The sequence below is a fragment of the Pseudomonas sp. genome (assembly GCF_028293835.1).
Taxonomy (GTDB): domain Bacteria; phylum Pseudomonadota; class Gammaproteobacteria; order Pseudomonadales; family Pseudomonadaceae; genus Aquipseudomonas.
In genome coordinates this window covers 39,961-57,161 of record NZ_JAQGNX010000098.1, presented here as the reverse complement: position 1 = coordinate 57,161, position 17,201 = coordinate 39,961, and the positions used below count along the sequence as shown (strand labels likewise).

The following is a 17,201-nucleotide window of genomic DNA, read 5'->3' as shown; positions in this document are numbered from 1 at the left end:
TCGGTCGACGGTTAATTTTAGGGAGCACCCCAATGAGCTTCGGCGCCGATGAAGAAATCCTTCAGGATTTTCTGGTAGAGGCCGGCGAGATTCTCGAGCAATTGTCCGAGCAGCTGGTTGAGCTGGAAAGCCGACCTGATGATGCGGAATTGCTCAACGCAATTTTTCGCGGTTTTCACACTGTAAAAGGGGGCGCCGGCTTCCTCCAGCTCCATGAGCTGGTGGAGTGCTGCCACATCGCCGAGAACGTTTTCGACATCCTGCGCAAGGGTGAGCGTCGCGTCGACTCGGAATTGATGGACGTGGTTCTTGAGGCACTGGATGCCGTTAACGCGATGTTCACCCAGGTGCGTGAACGTACCGACGTGACAGCGGCCACACCGGAGTTGCTCGCCGCCCTGGCGCGTCTGGCTGAGCCCGCGTCCGCTGACGACAGTGCAGCGGCCGCAGCGACCAGCGTCGAAGCGGCGCCTGTCGAAGCCTCGGCTGACATTACCGACAACGAATTCGAACTGCTGCTGGACTCGCTCAACGCGGTCAAGGCGCAAGCGGCAGCCTCTGCCGCAGCGCCGGTGAGTACCGCGCCGGTTACGGCCTACGGTTCGAGCACCAGCGACGAAATCAGCGATGCCGAATTTGATTCGCTACTTGATCAGTTACACGGCAAAGGCAAGTTCGCTGCTGGCGCCGCTCCGGTGGCTGCGGTTGCCCCGGTGGCCAAACTAACAGCGCCTGCCAGCAATGAAATTACCGATGACGAATTCGAGGCGTTGCTTGACCAGTTGCACGGTAAAGGATCCTTCGCCGTTGACGCGCTGGAAGCTGTTGCACCGGCAGCCCCGGTAGCACCCGCAGCACCCGCAGCACCCGCTGCTGTCGCTGCACCTAAGCCCGCAGCCGGTGGCGATCAGATTTCCGATAACGAATTCGAAGACTTGCTCGACCAGTTACACGGTAAAGGCAAGTTCGAACCGGATGCGATAGCGGTTAGTGCTCCACCCGTGCCCGCGCCTGCCGCTGTTGCCGTGGTGAAAAAACCCGAGCCGGTTAAAGCCGTTGTAGCGCCCGCTGCCCCTGCAGCAGCTCCAGTTGCTGCCCCAGCCAAAGCTCAAGCCGAAAAACCGGCTGCGTCGGAAGCTGAAACCACCGTGCGGGTTGATACCGCACGCCTCGACGAAATCATGAACATGGTCGGCGAGTTGGTGCTGGTGCGTAACCGTCTGGTTCGCCTGGGTCTCAATAGCGGCGACGAAGCCATGTCCAAGGCGGTGTCGAACCTTGATGTGGTCACCGCTGACCTGCAGACCGCGGTAATGAAAACCCGCATGCAACCGATCAAAAAGGTCTTCGGGCGCTTCCCGCGTCTGGTTCGTGACCTTGCGCGTCAGTTGAAAAAAGAGATCAACCTGGAACTGGTGGGCGAAGAGACCGACCTGGATAAAAACCTGGTCGAGGCGCTTGCCGATCCGCTGGTCCACTTGGTGCGCAACGCGGTTGACCACGGTATCGAATCACCGGAAGAGCGCGAGGCGTCGGGCAAATCCCGTGGCGGCCGCGTGATTCTTTCGGCCGAACAGGAAGGCGATCACATCCTGCTGTCGATTTCCGATGACGGCAAAGGCATGGACCCGAACGTTTTGCGGGCCATCGCCGTGAAACGTGGCGTGATGGACAAGGACGCCGCCGACCGTTTGAGCGATACCGACTGCTACAACCTGATATTCGCCCCAGGATTCTCGACCAAAACCGAGATATCCGACGTGTCGGGACGTGGCGTGGGCATGGACGTGGTGAAAACCAAAATTGCGCAGCTTAATGGCTCGATCAATATTTACTCGACAAAAGGCCAAGGTTCGAAAATCGTCATCAAGGTGCCGTTGACCTTGGCGATCATGCCGACCCTGATGGTGATGCTGGGCAACCAGGCGTTTGCCTTCCCGCTGGTCAACGTCAACGAGATCTTCCACCTCGACCTGTCGCGAACCAACGTCGTCGACGGTCAGGAAGTGGTTATCGTGCGTGAAAAAGCCTTGCCGCTGTTCTACCTCAAGCGTTGGCTGGTGGCTTCCGCCAAGCATGAAGAGCAACGTGAAGGCCATGTGGTGATTCTGTCTGTAGGCACTCAGCGCATCGGCTTTGTCGTCGATCAGCTGGTGGGCCAGGAAGAAGTGGTTATCAAGCCGCTGGGCAAAATGCTGCAGGGAACGCCAGGTATGTCCGGCGCCACCATTACTGGTGACGGTCGAATTGCCTTGATTCTCGATGTACCGAGCATGCTCAAGCGCTACGCCGCACGGCGTATTTGATTCTGGGGTTGCGGGCCGCGCAAGTGGTCCGCGATACCCTATGGAGTGTTTATGGTAGTTAAAGTCCTGGTGGTGGACGATTCTGGTTTCTTCCGCCGCCGTGTCTCCGAAATTCTTTCCACGGACCCGAATATTCAGGTTGTCGGTACGGCCACTAATGGCAAGGAAGCAATCGAGCAAGCGTTGGCGCTCAAGCCTGACGTGATTACCATGGACTACGAGATGCCGATGATGGATGGCATCACGGCAGTGCGGCACATCATGCAGCGCATTCCGACGCCGGTGCTGATGTTCTCGTCGCTGACCCACGAAGGCGCCCGCGTCACCCTGGACGCGCTGGATGCCGGTGCGGTGGATTTCCTGCCGAAAAATTTTGAAGACATCTCGCGCAATCCCGAGAAGGTCAAGCAGATGCTGTGCGAAAAAATCCATTCGATTTCGCGCAGCAACAGTCGGTTTAGCGGCTATAGCTCTCCGGCCCCGCAGGCCACGGCTTCGGCTTCGGCTGCCGCGTCAACGACGCGCTCATCGTCTACGGCCAGCAGCGTCAGCAGTTCAGCGACTGTTGCCCGTGGCCTGCCGCCCCGGCCCGTAGCCGCTCACGCCGCTGCAACCCATCATTCGCCAGCACCCAAGCGCAAATCCTACAAACTGGTGGCCATCGGTACATCCACCGGCGGCCCGGTGGCGTTGCAGCGAGTACTCACGCAACTGCCCGCGAACTTCCCGGCACCGATTGTGTTGATTCAGCACATGCCGGCAGCGTTTACCAAAGCGTTTGCCGAGCGGTTGGACAAGCTGTGCCAGATCAGCGTCAAAGAAGCCGAGGACGGCGATATCCTGCGTCCGGGCCTGGCTTTACTGGCGCCCGGTGGCAAGCAAATGATGGTCGACGGTCGCGGTGCAGTGAAAATTCTGCCCGGTGACGAGCGCCTGAACTACAAGCCGTGTGTCGATATCACGTTCGGCTCTGCGGCCAAGTCTTATGGTGACAAGGTTTTGGCGGTGGTACTTACCGGCATGGGCGCTGACGGTCGTGAAGGCGCCCGTCTGCTCAAGCAGGGCGGTAGCCATATCTGGGCTCAGGACGAGGCGAGTTGCGTGATTTACGGCATGCCGATGGCCATCGTCAAAGCTGACCTGGCGGATGCGGTGTACAGCCTGGATGACATCGGCCGGCACCTGGTCGAGGCCTGCCTCTAATGGATGTATTGAGCCTTATCGGCATCATCCTCGCGTTTGTCGCCATCATTGGTGGCAACTTTCTCGAAGGCGGCAACCTGTCCGCGCTGCTCAATGGCCCCGCGGCGCTGATCGTAGTGGGCGGCACGCTGGCGGCATCGCTGTTGCAAGCGCCAATGAGTGCGTTCATGCGCGCCATTCAAATCGTCGGCTGGATCTTCTTTCCGCCACGCATCGATTTGCCTGGCGGTATTGACAGGGTCGTCAACTGGAGCCTGACCGCGCGCAAGGAGGGCTTGCTCGGGCTGGAGTCCATCGCCGACGCGGAGGTTGATAAGTACGCGCGCAAAGGCCTGCAACTGTTGGTCGATGGCGCCGAGCCGGAAGCGATCCGGAGCATTCTGGAAGTGGACTTCATTACCCAGGAAACCCGTGATATTCAAGCAGCAAAAGTGTTTGAAAGCATGGGCGGTTATGCGCCGACAATTGGCATCATCGGGGCAGTGATGGGACTGATCCATGTCATGGGTAACCTGGCTGATCCGAGCCAGTTAGGTAGCGGAATCGCGGTGGCGTTCGTTGCGACTATTTACGGTGTGGCTTCGGCCAACCTGATTTTGTTGCCAGTCGCCAACAAGCTGAAAGCTGTCGCTATTCGCCAATCGCGATACCGCGAAATGCTCCTTGAAGGCATTTTGTCTATCGCCGAGGGCGAAAATCCGCGTTCCATCGAGTTGAAGCTGCAAGGCTTCATGGAGTGAGGCACTAGCCATGGCCCGTCGTCGTCGAGTTGAAGAGCACGAAAATCATGAACGTTGGCTGGTGTCCTACGCGGACTTCATCACCTTGTTATTCGCATTTTTTGTGGTGATGTACTCGATTTCTTCGCTGAACGAGGGCAAATACAAAGTCCTTTCCCAGGCGTTGATAGGTGCGTTCAACGAGCCAGATCGCAGCCTCAAGCCAATCCCCATCGGCGATGAAAAGCCGCTGACGATCATGCCGTCGGAACCGTTGATCAAAGACAGTGAAGAGGTCGATGCGGGACTTGCCCAGTCCTCGATCACGCCGTTACAGGCCATTGCCAACCAAGTGAGCGATGCCTTCGGCGACTTGATCAAGTCCAACCAAATGACGGTTCGTGGTAACGAGCTGTGGATAGAAATCGAGCTTAACTCGAGCTTGTTGTTTGGCAGCGGCGATGCCATGCCCAGTGACGTGGCGTTTAATCTCATCGAAAAAGTCGCGAAGATCCTGAGCCCCTTCGATAACCCGGTGCATGTGGAAGGGTTCACCGATGATCAGCCGATCCGCACGGCGCAATACCCAACCAACTGGGAATTGTCCTCGGCGCGGGCGGCGAGCATCGTACGTATGCTGGCGATTGACGGGATTAACCCGGCGCGTATGGCGTCGGTGGGCTACGGCGAGTTTCAACCGGTATCGCCTAACACTACTGCCGAAGGTCGCGCCCATAACCGTCGCGTAGTGCTGGTGATTTCCCGAAACCTGGAAGTTCGACGTAGCCTCACCGGTTCGGGCCGTGCCAATGCCCAACCGGATGCGGCGTTGAGGCGTGCTGGCACACAAACTGCACCGACCCCTTTAACAAAGCCGGTGCGCACAAGCGCCGTCAATTCTCCGTCACCCGCCCTATAGCCAATCTCGGCAGTTCAACGCAATGCCGGGAGGAAAAAAGCACCATGAGAGTATGGGCAGTAGCCAATCAAAAAGGTGGCGTCGGTAAAACCACTTCTTCTATCGCTTTAGCCGGTTTACTGGCAGAGGCGGGCAAGCGTGTGGTTGTTGTTGACCTTGACCCCCATGGCTCCATGACCAGCTATTTTGGCCACAACCCCGACACCCTCGAGCACAGTGCTTACGATTTGTTTTTGCACAAGGGCGTGGTGCCTGAAGGCCTGCCGGGACAATTGCTGCTGCCAACCAGTGATCGACGAATTTCCTTGATGCCGTCGAGTACTGCGTTGGCGGTGCTGGAACGTCAGTCGCCCGGGCAGAGTGGCCTCGGCCTGGTGATCGCCAAAAGCCTGGCACAGCTGTGGCAGGATTTTGATTATGCGATCATCGACAGCCCGCCATTGCTGGGGGTGTTGATGGTGAATGCGTTGGCCGCCAGTCAGCAATTGGTGATCCCGGTGCAGACCGAGTTTCTCGCCGTCAAAGGCTTGGAGCGGATGGTCAACACGTTGGCGATGATCAATCGTTCGCGCAAAGTGGCACTGCCTTACACCATCGTTCCGACCTTGTTTGACCGCCGTACGCAGGCGTCCATGGGCACGTTGAAAGTCTTGCGCGACAGCTATCCGGAACATATCTGGAAAGCCTATGTGCCCATCGACACGCGGTTGCGTGACGCCAGCCGTGCGGGTGTGACGCCCTCTCAGTTCGACAACAAAAGCCGGGCAGTGCTGGCGTACCGCGCGCTGCTCAAAGACTTGCTGTCGCAACAACTTGTCGCGCAGGTCGCTTGAGGTGGTTATGGGCCAATGGTGGACAGATTCAAGTCGGGTGCCAGCGCAGCCGATAACCAGTAAAGGCAATATTTTCGGATTTGAGTCATGAATCGCCCCGTTGATATCGCAACACGGCCACAGATGGCGTTGCAGTCATATCTGGATGCGTTGCTGCAAGACGCCACGGAAGAACTGACGCTGGTTTCCAGCCTGGATGAGTTCCAGGCTGCGGTTCTGGAAGAGCAGGCGCGCGATGCGATAGTGCGCGTGCCGTTGGCAGTGGTGCCTGTGGCGGCGCCGGTTGTGGTTGTCGCTGAAGTGGCAATGCCCGCGCCGTTAGCGCTGGTGCCTAAGGTCATCGAAGCTGAACCTGTCGTCGAGCGCGCCGTAGCGTTGGTTGAACCCGTGGCCGAGGTGCACCTTCCCTCAGGACGTGGCACGCAACCACCGTTGGGCAAGGATGGACGACCTGCCTGGGCCGCGGAGCCATTCGAATGCCTGTTGTTCGATGTTGCCGGTTTGACCTTGGCGGTGCCGTTGGTGTGCCTGGGCTCTATCTATTCATTGGCCGGCACTGAGCTGACTCCGTTGTTTGGTCAACCTGACTGGTTTTTGGGCATCCTGCCAAGCCAGGCAGGCAACCTGAAAGTGCTCGACACGGCGCGCTGGGTCATGCCGGACCGTTACCGCGATGATTTCCGTCAGGGCTTGCAATACGTAATTTCGGTTCAAGGCTATGAGTGGGGGCTGGCTGTGCATCAGGTCAGCCGCTCGTTGCGCCTGGACCCCAACGAAATAAAATGGCGCAGCCAGCGCGGCCAGCGTCCCTGGTTAGCGGGCACAGTGATCGAACATATGTGCGCCTTGCTGGATGTTTCCGAGTTGGCCGAGCTGATAGCCAGTGGCGCGGTCAAGCAGATGAGCGTTATCAAATAATCATAAGGCGGCGCTCAGTGCCGTCTGTACAGCACACACTTGAGGGGTTAGGGGTATGAATAAGTCGTCAGCGCAAGGTTCCGAAGATCCTATCCTGCAGTGGGTTACCTTCAAACTGGACAACGAGTCGTACGGCATCAACGTGATGCAGGTTCAGGAAGTGCTGCGTTACACCGAAATCGCACCGGTACCGGGTGCGCCAAGCTATGTGCTGGGGATCATCAACCTGCGCGGTAACGTTGTGACGGTGATCGACACCCGCCAGCGTTTCGGCCTGAGCCCGGTTGAAGTCAGCGACAATACCCGCGTGGTGATCATCGAAGCCGATAAGCAGGTGGTCGGGATTTTGGTCGACAGCGTGGCTGAGGTGGTTTACCTGCGTCAGTCCGAAGTCGAAACCGCACCGAACGTGGGCAATGACGAGTCGGCCAAGTTTATCCAGGGCGTGTGCAACAAGAACGGCGAGCTGCTGATCCTTGTTGAGCTGGATAAAATGATGTCGGAAGAAGAATGGTCGGATCTGGAGAACATCTGATTGATTTTTGAGGCTGCGGTAATCTTTTTGAGCATCCTCTGGGTGCTCTCGTTGACTCTGTTTCTTTCGTATGCGAAGCGCCAGCGGCTGTTGCAGTCGCAGCAGGCCGAAGGCGATACGTTACGCGATCAGCGTATTCGTGAGTTGGCGAAACGATTGGATAACTACCAGAACGGCACGGTTCGTATGGGTGAAGACCTGCACGAACTTCGCGCGGTCGTCGCGCCGTTGCCGGATAAGTTGAGCCAACTGGAACAGCGCGATCCTTCGACGCTGTCTTTTGCACAAGCGGCTCGACTGGTGGGTATGGGGGCTAGCGTTGATGAACTGACCCAATCCTGTGGGTTGACCCAGGCGGAAGCGCAACTGATGAGCAAAATGCATGAGTCGCCGCGGCGGGGGTAGTGGAGGCCCTGCGGCCCTGCCGCAATCTGTAGGAACCAACTTGTTGGCGATTTCCATAGCACCGCAGTTGTTCCGAAGTACCGCATTGCCGGCCTCGCCAACAGGTTGGCCCCTACAGGTTCTCTGGGCATTTCGTTAGGCAAACCGCGCCGCCTGCTTCCCGAATGAATTCGGTACCACGGCTGGTACGCTCCCGAAATGCCTTTACGCGGTCGGCGTGATATCCCGCTCCACCGGCTCAGCATCGGGATCTTGTCCCACCGGGAATTTTCCTTTCAGGTGCCAGGCAAATGCGATGATTTCTGCGATTGTCTGGTACAGCGCCGCCGGAATGCTGTCGCCTAACTCCATGCGTGCCAGCAGTTTCACCAGCTCGGCGTTTTCATAGATGGGGACTTCATATTCCCGAGCAATGGCCAAGATCGCTTCGGCCAGTTGATCGTCGCCTTTGGCGGTGAGTGTCGGGGCGTGCTGGCCGTCGTAAGTCAGGGCGATGGCCTGGCGGGGTTGATGTGCAGGTTCAGTCATCAGGCGGTCTCGTCGATCCAACGTTGTTCCAAGGCGGTGCGCTGGCCTTGGGGTGGTGTGCCTCGATGGCAGGCGAGTTCGCTGACGTTAATTCCCGACGCCACCAGACGTTCACGTAAGTAACCCAGTTCGTTGGCGATCAACTCAGCGCTTTGCGGGCGCTCTGCCCACAGCTGGCTGGACAAGCTGCCGTGAAGCAACTGCGCCTGGACCTGCAAAGGCCCCAGCGGCTCCAGGTCGAACGCTAACTCCACCCGCCATAGCCTTTCTTTCGCCGGTTTGCTGGGGTTGTCGTGTTTGTCGGCGGTCTCGTTCTTATCCGGGGTGTCTTCACGCTGTACCTTGACCTGCAACGGCACAATGTCCTGCAGGTTGCGCATGGGGATTTCCAGTTGCCAGGTCGTCAACACGCCGCCGTCTGCGGTACTGCGTGTTTGCTCAAGTCCAGATAATTGGTGGCTTTGCAGGCGGGAAATCGCCGCAGCGGCGAGCTTTAATACGGTTTCCAGATCGTCAGCGTTTTCCGAGCCCAGGTGCCGCGACGGCAGCGGGAAGCTACTCGGATGAGTGCGTGCGGCTACCAACCCTAAGGTGCCAAGGGCATTGCGGATAATGCTCGGCATGACCCGTGCCATGGTATTGGCGATGGCAGCGCTGTCGTAATCGGTGTCGCCCGGGAGCTGCGGAAGAATCTGCGCGATCAGGCGTAATAAATTGGCCTTCAAATCCGGAGTTGAGGCGACGCTCTGACCGCCAAGCAGGTTGGCTTCAAGGAACGCGCCGCTACCACCCATGGCTTGGGCGAGCAATTTAGGGTCACTCAATTGCCGAAGGTCCGGCAGGTCTGCCAATAACTTATCGATACTTGCTTGTATAGCCGGTGGCAGATTTGGGTTTTGCTGCACGTTTTGCAACACCTTGAACAGCCCGTCCAAAGACCCTTGGCGACTTTGTTGGATGCTGAGTTGTTGCGCAACCGCCATTTGATCCAGTCGGGTGCTCACTTGCACCAGATTCAACGATTGTGGCCCTTGCACCTGGGCGTTCAGCTGACTGCCTACGGCAAGCGGTTCCGGGCTGTCCACTGTCAGGCTGGTGCCCGCCAGCACGGTGTTAAGCAGCGTGATGATGTTGCGAAACAGTGCGGGCTGACCCGGGGTTTGAGGCAGTGCCTGGCTGCTCAGCACCGTGGCTTGCAGTAAGGTGCCGACCGGCACTTGTTTGGTGTCGATGCTTAGCAGGCTGGCAACGGCGGCACTCAAGCTTTGTTGCACGGTAATGGCGAGACTGGTTGGCGTCGTTTGCGATACCAGTAAACTGGCACCCACCGGCAATGGCTGTTGAGCCGTGGCCTGGATCAGGGTTTGGCCGCCGCTGCCAAGGTTTAGCCGCAACAGCAACTGAAAAGCCTGATCGATCTGTTTTGTTGTGACCACTTCGGCCGTCACGGTTTCGCCCGCGGCCAATAATCCGGCGGCTGGTTGCAGTAACTTCAGGACGTCGCTCGGCGAAACGCCGGCCTTGAGCAGCGCGGCGACGGGGGGGAGCGATGGAACGCTGCTGATGTCGCCAGTCATGGGGGTTACAACCTGTCGAAATTGCCCTCTTGGAAGTAGGACATGACATGTATAATGCCGCCCCGTCTATGAGGGCGCGGATAAATGTTCGTGGCCCATCCTTTCGAGTGGGTTGTGGTGTCAAGTGTCATCAGTATAACGGCCGTTGTTTTGCCGACTTGAACCGCTTAGCGCTTGATTTTGAAGCGCTTGAGTCAGCTCTTCATTGTGATCTTCACCCCAAAGACAAGGCCAACCATGCCCAGTCCTCTTCTAGAAGCCGTGGCGCTTGCTTGCGAGCGTGACTGGCGGATGCTCTTTGAAAACCTTGAACTGCGTCTGTCCCCCGGTGACATGCTGCAAATCAGCGGCCCGAACGGCAGTGGCAAAACCAGCCTGCTGCGTTTGTTGGCCGGTCTGATGCAACCGACTGCCGGAGAAGTGAGGCTCAACGGCCTGCCCCTGGCCACGCAACGGGCCGAGCTGGGGCGTACGCTGCTGTGGATTGGCCACGCGGCCGGGATCAAAGACCTGCTGACCGCCGAGGAAAACCTGACCTGGCTTTGCGCCTTGCACCGTCCTGCCGAGCGCGCCGACATTTGGCGTGCATTGGAGTCGGTGGGTCTGCGCGGTTTCGAAGACGTACCGTGCCACACGTTGTCTGCCGGCCAGCAACGGCGCGTTGCCCTGGCACGGCTTTACCTCGACAGCCCACCGCTGTGGATTCTCGACGAGCCATTTACCGCGCTGGACAAACAAGGCGTCGCGCAACTCGAACAGCACTTGGCCGCCCATTGCGAGGGCGGCGGGATGATCGTCCTGACCACTCACCACGCGTTGGGCCACCTGCCTGGCGGTTATCGAGACATTGACCTGGGGCAATGGGCGGTATGAGTCATGTGTTTACCCTGATGGTGGCCCGAGAAGCGCGTTTGTTATTTCGTCGTCCGGCGGAATTGGCCAACCCACTGGTTTTTTTCGCGATCGTGATCGCTTTGTTCCCGCTGGCCGTCGGCCCGGAGACTCAATTGTTGCAAACCTTGTCTCCGGGATTAGTCTGGGTGGCGGCGCTATTGTCCGTGCTGCTCTCGCTGGACGGGCTGTTTCGCAGTGATTTTGAGGACGGCTCGCTGGAACAGTGGGTCCTTTCGTCGCACCCCCTGGCTCTTCTTGTTTCGGCCAAGGTGCTGGCACACTGGATGTTTTCTGGACTGGCATTAGTATTACTGGCGCCGTTGCTTGCGCTGATGCTGGGTTTGCCCAGCGCGTGCTTGCCGGTATTGTTGCTATCGCTGCTGTTGGGCACACCGGTGTTAAGCCTGCTGGGGGCGGTGGGGGCGGCGTTGACCGTGGGCTTGAAACGCGGTGGGTTGTTGTTGGCATTGTTGATTCTGCCGTTGTACATCCCGGTCTTGATCCTTGGCAGCGGCGCGTTACAGGCGGCGCTGCAAGGCATGCCCGCTACCGGTTACTTGCTGTGGCTTGGCAGCCTGACCGCTTTGGCGGTAACCCTGACACCTTTTGCGATAGCGGCTGGCCTGAAAATAAGTGTCGGCGAATAATTGAGGTTGGATCATCGCGACCTGAAGGGCGATGATCGATAAAGACCCTGAAAGTATTGTGATGAAAGGCAGCGTGATGAAAAGCAGTATCAGTTGGACCTGGTTTCATAAGCTGGGCTCACCTAAATGGTTTTACAGTATCAGCGGGCGCATGCTGCCCTGGCTGAGCATCGCCGCCGTGTTGTTGATCGGCATAGGTCTGGTATGGGGGCTGGCCTTCGCGCCGCCGGATTACCAGCAGGGCAACAGCTTCCGGATCATTTACATCCATGTTCCGGCGGCCATGGTCGCGCAGTCCTGCTACGTCATGTTGGCGGTGGCAGGGGTGGTGGGTTTGGTCTGGAAAATGAAAATAGCCGATATCGCGTTGCAATGCGCGGCGCCAGTCGGTGCATGGATGACCGCCTTGGCGCTGGTCACCGGCGCTATTTGGGGTAAGCCGACCTGGGGTTCATGGTGGGTCTGGGATGCGCGCCTGACCTCGATGCTTATTCTGCTGTTTCTCTACTTCGGCCTGATTGCCCTGGGCCACGCCATTACTAATCGTGACAGTGCCGCGAAAGCCTGTGCGGTACTGGCCATCGTCGGCGTGGTCAACATTCCGATCATCAAGTATTCAGTGGAGTGGTGGAGCACTCTGCACCAGGGCGCGACCTTCAGCCTCACGAAAAAACCGGACATGCCTGCCGAGATGTGGCTGCCTCTGCTGTTTACGGTAGTGGGCTTTTACTGTTTCTTCGGTGCTGTGGCGTTACTGCGCATGCGCCTTGAAGTGCTCAAGCGCGAAGCCCGTAGTAGCTGGGTCAAGGACGAAGTGCTAAAAAGCCTGAATCCGGTATCAGAGAAAGGGGTCGTACAGTGAGTTTCGACTCGTTCAGCGATTTTCTGGCCATGGGGCATCACGCCCTGTACGTCTGGTCGGCGTACGGCATTTGCCTGTCGGTCCTGGCGCTTAACGTGGCGCTGCCATTAATGGCCCGTCGACGTTACCTGCAACAAGAGGCGCGACGTTTGCGCTGGGAGAATCAGAAGTGAATCCGCTGCGTAAAAAGCGTCTGTTGGTCATCGTTGGAATACTGGCGGGGGTCGGCATCGCCGTGACCCTGGCCTTGAGCGCCTTGCGGGAGAACATAAACCTGTTCTATACGCCGACTCAGATCGCTAACGGCGAAGCCCCGGTCGACGCGCGTATTCGCGCCGGCGGCATGGTCGAGAAGGGGTCGTTGCAGCGGTCCGGCGATTCTCTGGACGTCAGGTTCATCGTCACCGATTTCAACAAGTCAGTCACCATCACTTATCGCGGCATTCTTCCGGACCTGTTCCGCGAAGGGCAGGGCATCGTTGCCCTGGGCAAGTTGAATGCTGACGGTGTGGTGGTCGCCGATGAAGTGCTGGCCAAGCATGATGAAAAATACATGCCGCCTGAAGTCAAAAAAGCGCTGCAGGACAGCGGCCAATCGGCACCCGTGTCGGCGTCGACGAACTCCATTCCATCCAAACAGGGCTGACCCATGATTCCCGAACTCGGCCATCTGGCCATGATTCTGGCGCTGTGCTTTGCCGTCGTGCAGGCCAGCGTGCCCTTGATCGGCGCCTGGCGCGGGGACCGCTTGTGGATGAGCCTGGCCCAGCCGGCTGCATGGGGACAATTTGCCTTTCTGGTGTTTTCCTTTGGATGCCTGACTTACTCGTTCATGGCCGATGACTTTTCGGTGGGGTACGTCGCTAATAACTCCAACAGCGCCTTGCCGTGGTACTTCAAATTCAGTGCTGTGTGGGGCGCGCACGAAGGATCATTGCTGCTGTGGGCATTGATTCTCGGCGGCTGGACGTTCGCGGTGTCGATCTTCTCGCGACAACTGCCGCAGGTGATGTTGGCGCGTGTATTGGCGGTCATGGGCATGATCAGCGTCGGCTTCCTGCTGTTCCTGATCCTTACCTCCAACCCGTTTTCGCGGCTCCTGCCGCAAATCCCGGCAGACGGTCACGACCTCAACCCGTTGTTGCAGGACATTGGCCTGATCGTGCATCCGCCGATGTTGTACATGGGCTATGTCGGATTTTCAGTAGCCTTCGCGTTTGCCATTGCGGCGTTGCTCGGCGGACGTCTGGATGCGGCATGGGCGCGCTGGTCGCGGCCATGGACGATTATTGCCTGGGCGTTCCTGGGTGTCGGTATCACGCTAGGCTCCTGGTGGGCTTACTACGAACTGGGCTGGGGCGGCTGGTGGTTCTGGGACCCGGTGGAAAATGCCTCGTTCATGCCATGGTTGGTGGGCACCGCGTTAATTCACTCGCTGGCGGTCACGGAAAAACGCGGTGTGTTCAAAAGCTGGACGGTGTTGTTGGCGATTGCCGCCTTCTCGCTGAGCTTGTTGGGCACTTTTCTGGTTCGTTCCGGGGTGCTCACCTCGGTGCACGCGTTCGCATCTGACCCCGCCCGTGGCGTGTTTATTCTGATTTTCCTGCTGATCGTGGTCGGTGGATCACTGACCTTGTTCGCCTTCCGCGCGCCAGTGGTCAAAAGCCATGTAGGGTTCTCATTGTGGTCGCGTGAAACGTTACTGCTGGGTAATAACCTGATCCTGGTGGTCGCCGCGTCGATGATTCTGCTGGGCACCTTGTACCCGCTGGCAGTGGACGCATTGAGCGGGGCGAAGATGTCGGTGGGCCCGCCGTACTTCAACGCGTTGTTCGTACCGTTGATGGGGTTGCTGATGGCGGTGATGGCCATCGGCGTATTGGTCCGCTGGAAAGACACCCCGGTGAAATGGCTGGCGGGCATGTTGGCGCCGGTATTGGTCGGCAGCGCGGTAATGGCGGGACTCGCTGCTTTCGTGCTGCACGATACGCAATGGGGTTCGCTGGCGGTCTTCATGCTGGCTGCGTGGGTCTTGCTGGCCGGTGTGCGTGACATCCTGGACAAGACTCGTCACAAAGGTTTGATCAAAGGCGTACGTGGCTTGACCCACAGTTACTGGGGCATGCAAGTCGCCCACGTTGGCATCGCGGTGTGCGCGTTAGGCGTGGTGCTTTCCAGTTCAAACAGCGCGCAGCGGGATTTACGGATGGCGCCGGGTGACGAGTTGTACTTGGGCGGTTATGTGTTCCAGTTCGAGGGCGCCAAACATATTCAAGGGCCGAACTTCACAGCTGACCAAGGCACTATTCGGGTGCTGGAAGGCGGTAAACAAGTGGCGCTGCTGCATCCGGAAAAACGCTTGTATACCGTGCAGCAATCAATGATGACCGAAGCGGGTATCGATGCCGGTTTTGGCCGTGACCTGTACGTCGCCCTTGGCGAACCGCTGGAAAACGGCGCATGGGCTGTACGCCTGCACGTCAAGCCGTTTGTGCGCTGGATCTGGTTCGGCGGGTTATTCACCGGGTTGGGTGGTGTGCTGGCTGCCACGGATCGTCGTTACCGAGTCAAAGTCAAAAGCAAAGTGCGTGAAGCGCTGGGATTGGGAGCCACGGCATGAAGCGTTGGATTCTGTTAGTGCCGTTGCTGTTGTTTCTGGGAATGGCGGGTTTTCTCTATCGCGGCCTGTACCTTGACCCTGCGGAGCTGCCATCGGCAATGATCGGCAAGCAATTCCCGGCATTCTCCTTGCCGTCGGTGCAAGGCGGCAAACCGCTTACCCAGGCCGATTTGCTGGGTAAACCGGCCTTGGTCAATGTATGGGGCACCTGGTGCATCTCTTGCCGGGTTGAGCATCCGGTGTTGACCAGGCTGGCGCAGCAAGGCGTGGTGATCTATGGCATCAACTACAAGGACGTCAACGTCGATGCGCTGAAATGGCTGAAGGACTTTCAGAACCCTTATCAAATCAACATCAACGATGAAGCGGGTGGTCTCGGTCTGAACCTGGGCGTGTACGGTGCGCCGGAAACCTTCCTGATCGACAGCAAAGGCGTGATTCGTTACAAGCACGTCGGAGTGATCGATGACGTGGTATGGCGCGAGCAACTGGCCGGCTTGTATCAAGGTCTGGTGGATGAGGCCAAGCCATGAAGCGTTGGTTCGTGGCTGCGGTTTTAAGTGTGGGCCTGGCCGGGGTCGCGCAGGCCGCCATTGATTCTTACGAGTTCCGGGACGAGGCCGAGCGGGCACGCTACGCCGAGCTGACCCGGGAGCTGCGTTGCCCGAAATGTCAGAACCAGGACATCGCCGATTCCAACGCGCCAATTGCGGCCGACCTGCGCAAAGAGATCTATCGGATGTTGGGCGAAGGCCAGAGCAATCAGCAAATCATCGATTTCATGGTCGATCGCTATGGTGATTTTGTGCGGTATAAGCCGGCACTCAACTCCGGTACATGGTTGCTGTGGTTCGGCCCTGCTGGCTTGCTGCTAGGCGGCGTGTTGGTGATTGGCATCATGGTTACACGCCGACGCGGCCAGCGTGCCGAGAATGCAGACGTTCTTTCCGACGAGGAGCGTCAGCGCCTCGCCCACCTGTTGGATAAACCCCACGAATGATTGATTTCTGGCTAGCTGCCGGCCTGCTGTTGCTGGTGGCCCTGAGTTTCTTGTTAATCCCTGTTTTGCGTGGTCGCCGCGCTCAAAGCGAAGAGGACCGTACCGCACTCAACGTTGCCCTGTATCAGGAGCGTGTGGCCGAGCTGGAGGGTCAGCAGGAAGAGGGTGTGCTCTCTGCAGCCCAGATGAATTCCGGCCGTGCCGAAGCAGCGCGTGAGCTGCTGGCTGACACGGAAGGCGCCGATGTGCCACGCACTGCGCGTCTGGGCAAGTCGTGGCCACTCTTGGCAGCGGTGATGGTGCCGGTGCTGGGCATGGCGATGTATCTGCATTACGGCGCCAGCGATAAGGTCGAACTGAGCCGTGAATTCGCTCAGGCTCCTACGTCGTTGGATGAAATATCCAAACGTCTTGAACGTGCGGTGAAAGCCCAGCCGGATTCGGCGGAAGGTTTGTACTTCCTGGCCCGCGCTTACATGGCCCAGGACCGGCCAGCAGATGCGGCGAGTATGTTTGAGCGCTCGGTTGCGTTGGCCGGTCGTCAGCCAGAATTGCTTGGACAATGGGCCCAGGCGCTGTATTTCGCGGGTAACAAGCAGTTTTCACCGCAGGTTCAGGCGTTGACCAGCGAGGCACTTCTTGCCGACCCTAAAGAAGTCACCAGCCTCGGTCTGCTGGGCATTGCTGCCTTCGAAAGCGAGCGCTATCAACAAGCCATGGATTACTGGAACCGCTTGCTGGCGGTGTTGCCGGCCGATGACCCATCCCGCTCGGCATTGGAAGGCGGAATTGCCCGTGCTGCCGACAAGCTGGGCAGTGGCGCTCAACTAGCGGCCGCACCCGTGGCCCCGATCAAAGCAGCAGAAAAGCCCGCAGTTGAGAGCAAGCTGCCGGCACTGCTCAAGGTTCGGGTGGACCTCGCGGCAGCGCTCAAGGCTAACGTCCAGCCTGGCGACAGCGTATTCATTTTCGCCCGCGCCACATCCGGTCCGCCGATGCCGCTGGCGGTCAAGCGCCTGACCGTGGCTGATCTGCCCGCTGAGGTCGAGCTGGCCGACGCCGATGCGATGATGCCACAACTGAAACTGTCGAACTTTCCTGAAGTCCAACTGGTTGCGCGCATATCCCGCGCCGGCCAAGCCACGACGGGTGAATGGATTGGCCGTAGCGCACCGCTGGCCAGCAGCACCACCGCCATGCAAGCGCTGACGATCGATAGCCCTGACCACTAGATA

At 58.5% G+C, this 17,201-nt stretch carries 19 protein-coding genes; 17 read left to right on the top strand and 2 right to left on the bottom strand.

Annotation, left to right across the window (positions count from 1 at the left end):
• Window positions 1-32: 32 nt before the first annotated feature.
• From JWR17_RS13525 to JWR17_RS13490, 8 genes are all read left to right on the top strand, one after another.
• On the top strand, window positions 33-2,306 hold the full coding sequence (locus JWR17_RS13525) for a chemotaxis protein CheA (protein ID WP_299832239.1): 2,274 nt from the start codon (window positions 33-35) through the stop codon (window positions 2,304-2,306).
• Window positions 2,307-2,357: 51 nt separating this feature from the next.
• Window positions 2,358-3,509 (top strand): chemotaxis response regulator protein-glutamate methylesterase, encoded by a 1,152-nt coding sequence (locus JWR17_RS13520; protein WP_299832237.1) that lies wholly within the window; start codon window positions 2,358-2,360, stop codon window positions 3,507-3,509.
• Window positions 3,509-4,249, top strand: a complete 741-nt coding sequence (locus JWR17_RS13515; RefSeq protein ID WP_299832235.1) for a flagellar motor protein — start codon at window positions 3,509-3,511, stop codon at window positions 4,247-4,249. Before JWR17_RS13520 ends, JWR17_RS13515 begins: the two co-directional genes overlap by 1 nt.
• A gap of 10 nt (window positions 4,250-4,259) precedes the next feature.
• Window positions 4,260-5,147: a flagellar motor protein MotD gene (gene motD, locus JWR17_RS13510; protein ID WP_299832233.1), complete on the top strand. Its 888-nt coding sequence runs from the start codon at window positions 4,260-4,262 to the stop codon at window positions 5,145-5,147.
• A gap of 44 nt (window positions 5,148-5,191) precedes the next feature.
• Entirely contained in the window at window positions 5,192-5,980 is a 789-nt protein-coding gene (locus JWR17_RS13505; protein ID WP_299832232.1) for a ParA family protein, read from the top strand.
• A gap of 87 nt (window positions 5,981-6,067) precedes the next feature.
• A complete protein-coding gene (locus JWR17_RS13500; protein WP_299832229.1) occupies window positions 6,068-6,898 on the top strand; it encodes a CheW domain-containing protein in 831 nt (276 codons plus the stop codon).
• Window positions 6,899-6,953: 55 nt separating this feature from the next.
• The gene (locus JWR17_RS13495) at window positions 6,954-7,433 is read left to right on the top strand and encodes a chemotaxis protein CheW (protein WP_297835485.1); all 480 of its coding nucleotides are present in this window, start codon (window positions 6,954-6,956) and stop codon (window positions 7,431-7,433) included.
• Window positions 7,434-7,838 (top strand): DUF2802 domain-containing protein, encoded by a 405-nt coding sequence (locus JWR17_RS13490; protein WP_299832227.1) that lies wholly within the window; start codon window positions 7,434-7,436, stop codon window positions 7,836-7,838.
• A gap of 204 nt (window positions 7,839-8,042) precedes the next feature.
• Here the strand turns inward: JWR17_RS13490 and JWR17_RS13485 are convergent, their stop codons facing one another.
• Entirely contained in the window at window positions 8,043-8,366 is a 324-nt protein-coding gene (locus JWR17_RS13485; RefSeq protein WP_299832225.1) for an EscU/YscU/HrcU family type III secretion system export apparatus switch protein, read from the bottom strand.
• Window positions 8,366-9,943 carry a flagellar hook-length control protein FliK gene (locus tag JWR17_RS13480; protein WP_299832223.1) on the bottom strand — a complete coding sequence of 526 codons (1,578 nt, stop codon included), beginning with the start codon at window positions 9,941-9,943 and terminating at the stop codon, window positions 8,366-8,368. Before JWR17_RS13480 ends, JWR17_RS13485 begins: the two co-directional genes overlap by 1 nt.
• 237 nt (window positions 9,944-10,180) lie before the next feature.
• On the opposite strand from JWR17_RS13480, the gene ccmA reads away from it, so the two are divergent.
• The 9 genes from ccmA to ccmI all read left to right on the top strand — a co-directional run bounded on the left by ccmA (window position 10,181) and on the right by ccmI (window position 17,198).
• On the top strand, window positions 10,181-10,816 hold the full coding sequence (gene ccmA, locus JWR17_RS13475) for a cytochrome c biogenesis heme-transporting ATPase CcmA (protein ID WP_299832221.1): 636 nt from the start codon (window positions 10,181-10,183) through the stop codon (window positions 10,814-10,816).
• Entirely contained in the window at window positions 10,813-11,484 is a 672-nt protein-coding gene (ccmB, locus tag JWR17_RS13470; RefSeq protein WP_297838581.1) for a heme exporter protein CcmB, read from the top strand. Before ccmA ends, ccmB begins: the two co-directional genes overlap by 4 nt.
• 76 nt (window positions 11,485-11,560) lie before the next feature.
• The gene (locus JWR17_RS13465) at window positions 11,561-12,346 is read left to right on the top strand and encodes a heme ABC transporter permease (protein WP_299832372.1); all 786 of its coding nucleotides are present in this window, start codon (window positions 11,561-11,563) and stop codon (window positions 12,344-12,346) included.
• Window positions 12,343-12,519, top strand: coding sequence for a heme exporter protein CcmD (ccmD, locus tag JWR17_RS13460; RefSeq protein WP_299832218.1), 177 nt, complete (start codon window positions 12,343-12,345; stop codon window positions 12,517-12,519). Before JWR17_RS13465 ends, ccmD begins: the two co-directional genes overlap by 4 nt.
• Window positions 12,516-12,992, top strand: coding sequence for a cytochrome c maturation protein CcmE (gene ccmE, locus JWR17_RS13455; protein WP_299832216.1), 477 nt, complete (start codon window positions 12,516-12,518; stop codon window positions 12,990-12,992). The genes ccmD and ccmE overlap by 4 nt, the downstream gene beginning before the upstream one ends.
• A gap of 3 nt (window positions 12,993-12,995) precedes the next feature.
• The gene (locus JWR17_RS13450; RefSeq protein WP_299832214.1) at window positions 12,996-14,966 is read left to right on the top strand and encodes a heme lyase CcmF/NrfE family subunit; all 1,971 of its coding nucleotides are present in this window, start codon (window positions 12,996-12,998) and stop codon (window positions 14,964-14,966) included.
• On the top strand, window positions 14,963-15,499 hold the full coding sequence (locus JWR17_RS13445) for a DsbE family thiol:disulfide interchange protein (RefSeq protein WP_299832212.1): 537 nt from the start codon (window positions 14,963-14,965) through the stop codon (window positions 15,497-15,499). Before JWR17_RS13450 ends, JWR17_RS13445 begins: the two co-directional genes overlap by 4 nt.
• Window positions 15,496-15,966 (top strand): cytochrome c-type biogenesis protein, encoded by a 471-nt coding sequence (locus JWR17_RS13440; RefSeq protein ID WP_299832210.1) that lies wholly within the window; start codon window positions 15,496-15,498, stop codon window positions 15,964-15,966. The genes JWR17_RS13445 and JWR17_RS13440 overlap by 4 nt, the downstream gene beginning before the upstream one ends.
• A complete protein-coding gene (gene ccmI, locus JWR17_RS13435; RefSeq protein ID WP_299832208.1) occupies window positions 15,963-17,198 on the top strand; it encodes a c-type cytochrome biogenesis protein CcmI in 1,236 nt (411 codons plus the stop codon). Before JWR17_RS13440 ends, ccmI begins: the two co-directional genes overlap by 4 nt.
• Window positions 17,199-17,201: the final 3 nt, after the last annotated feature.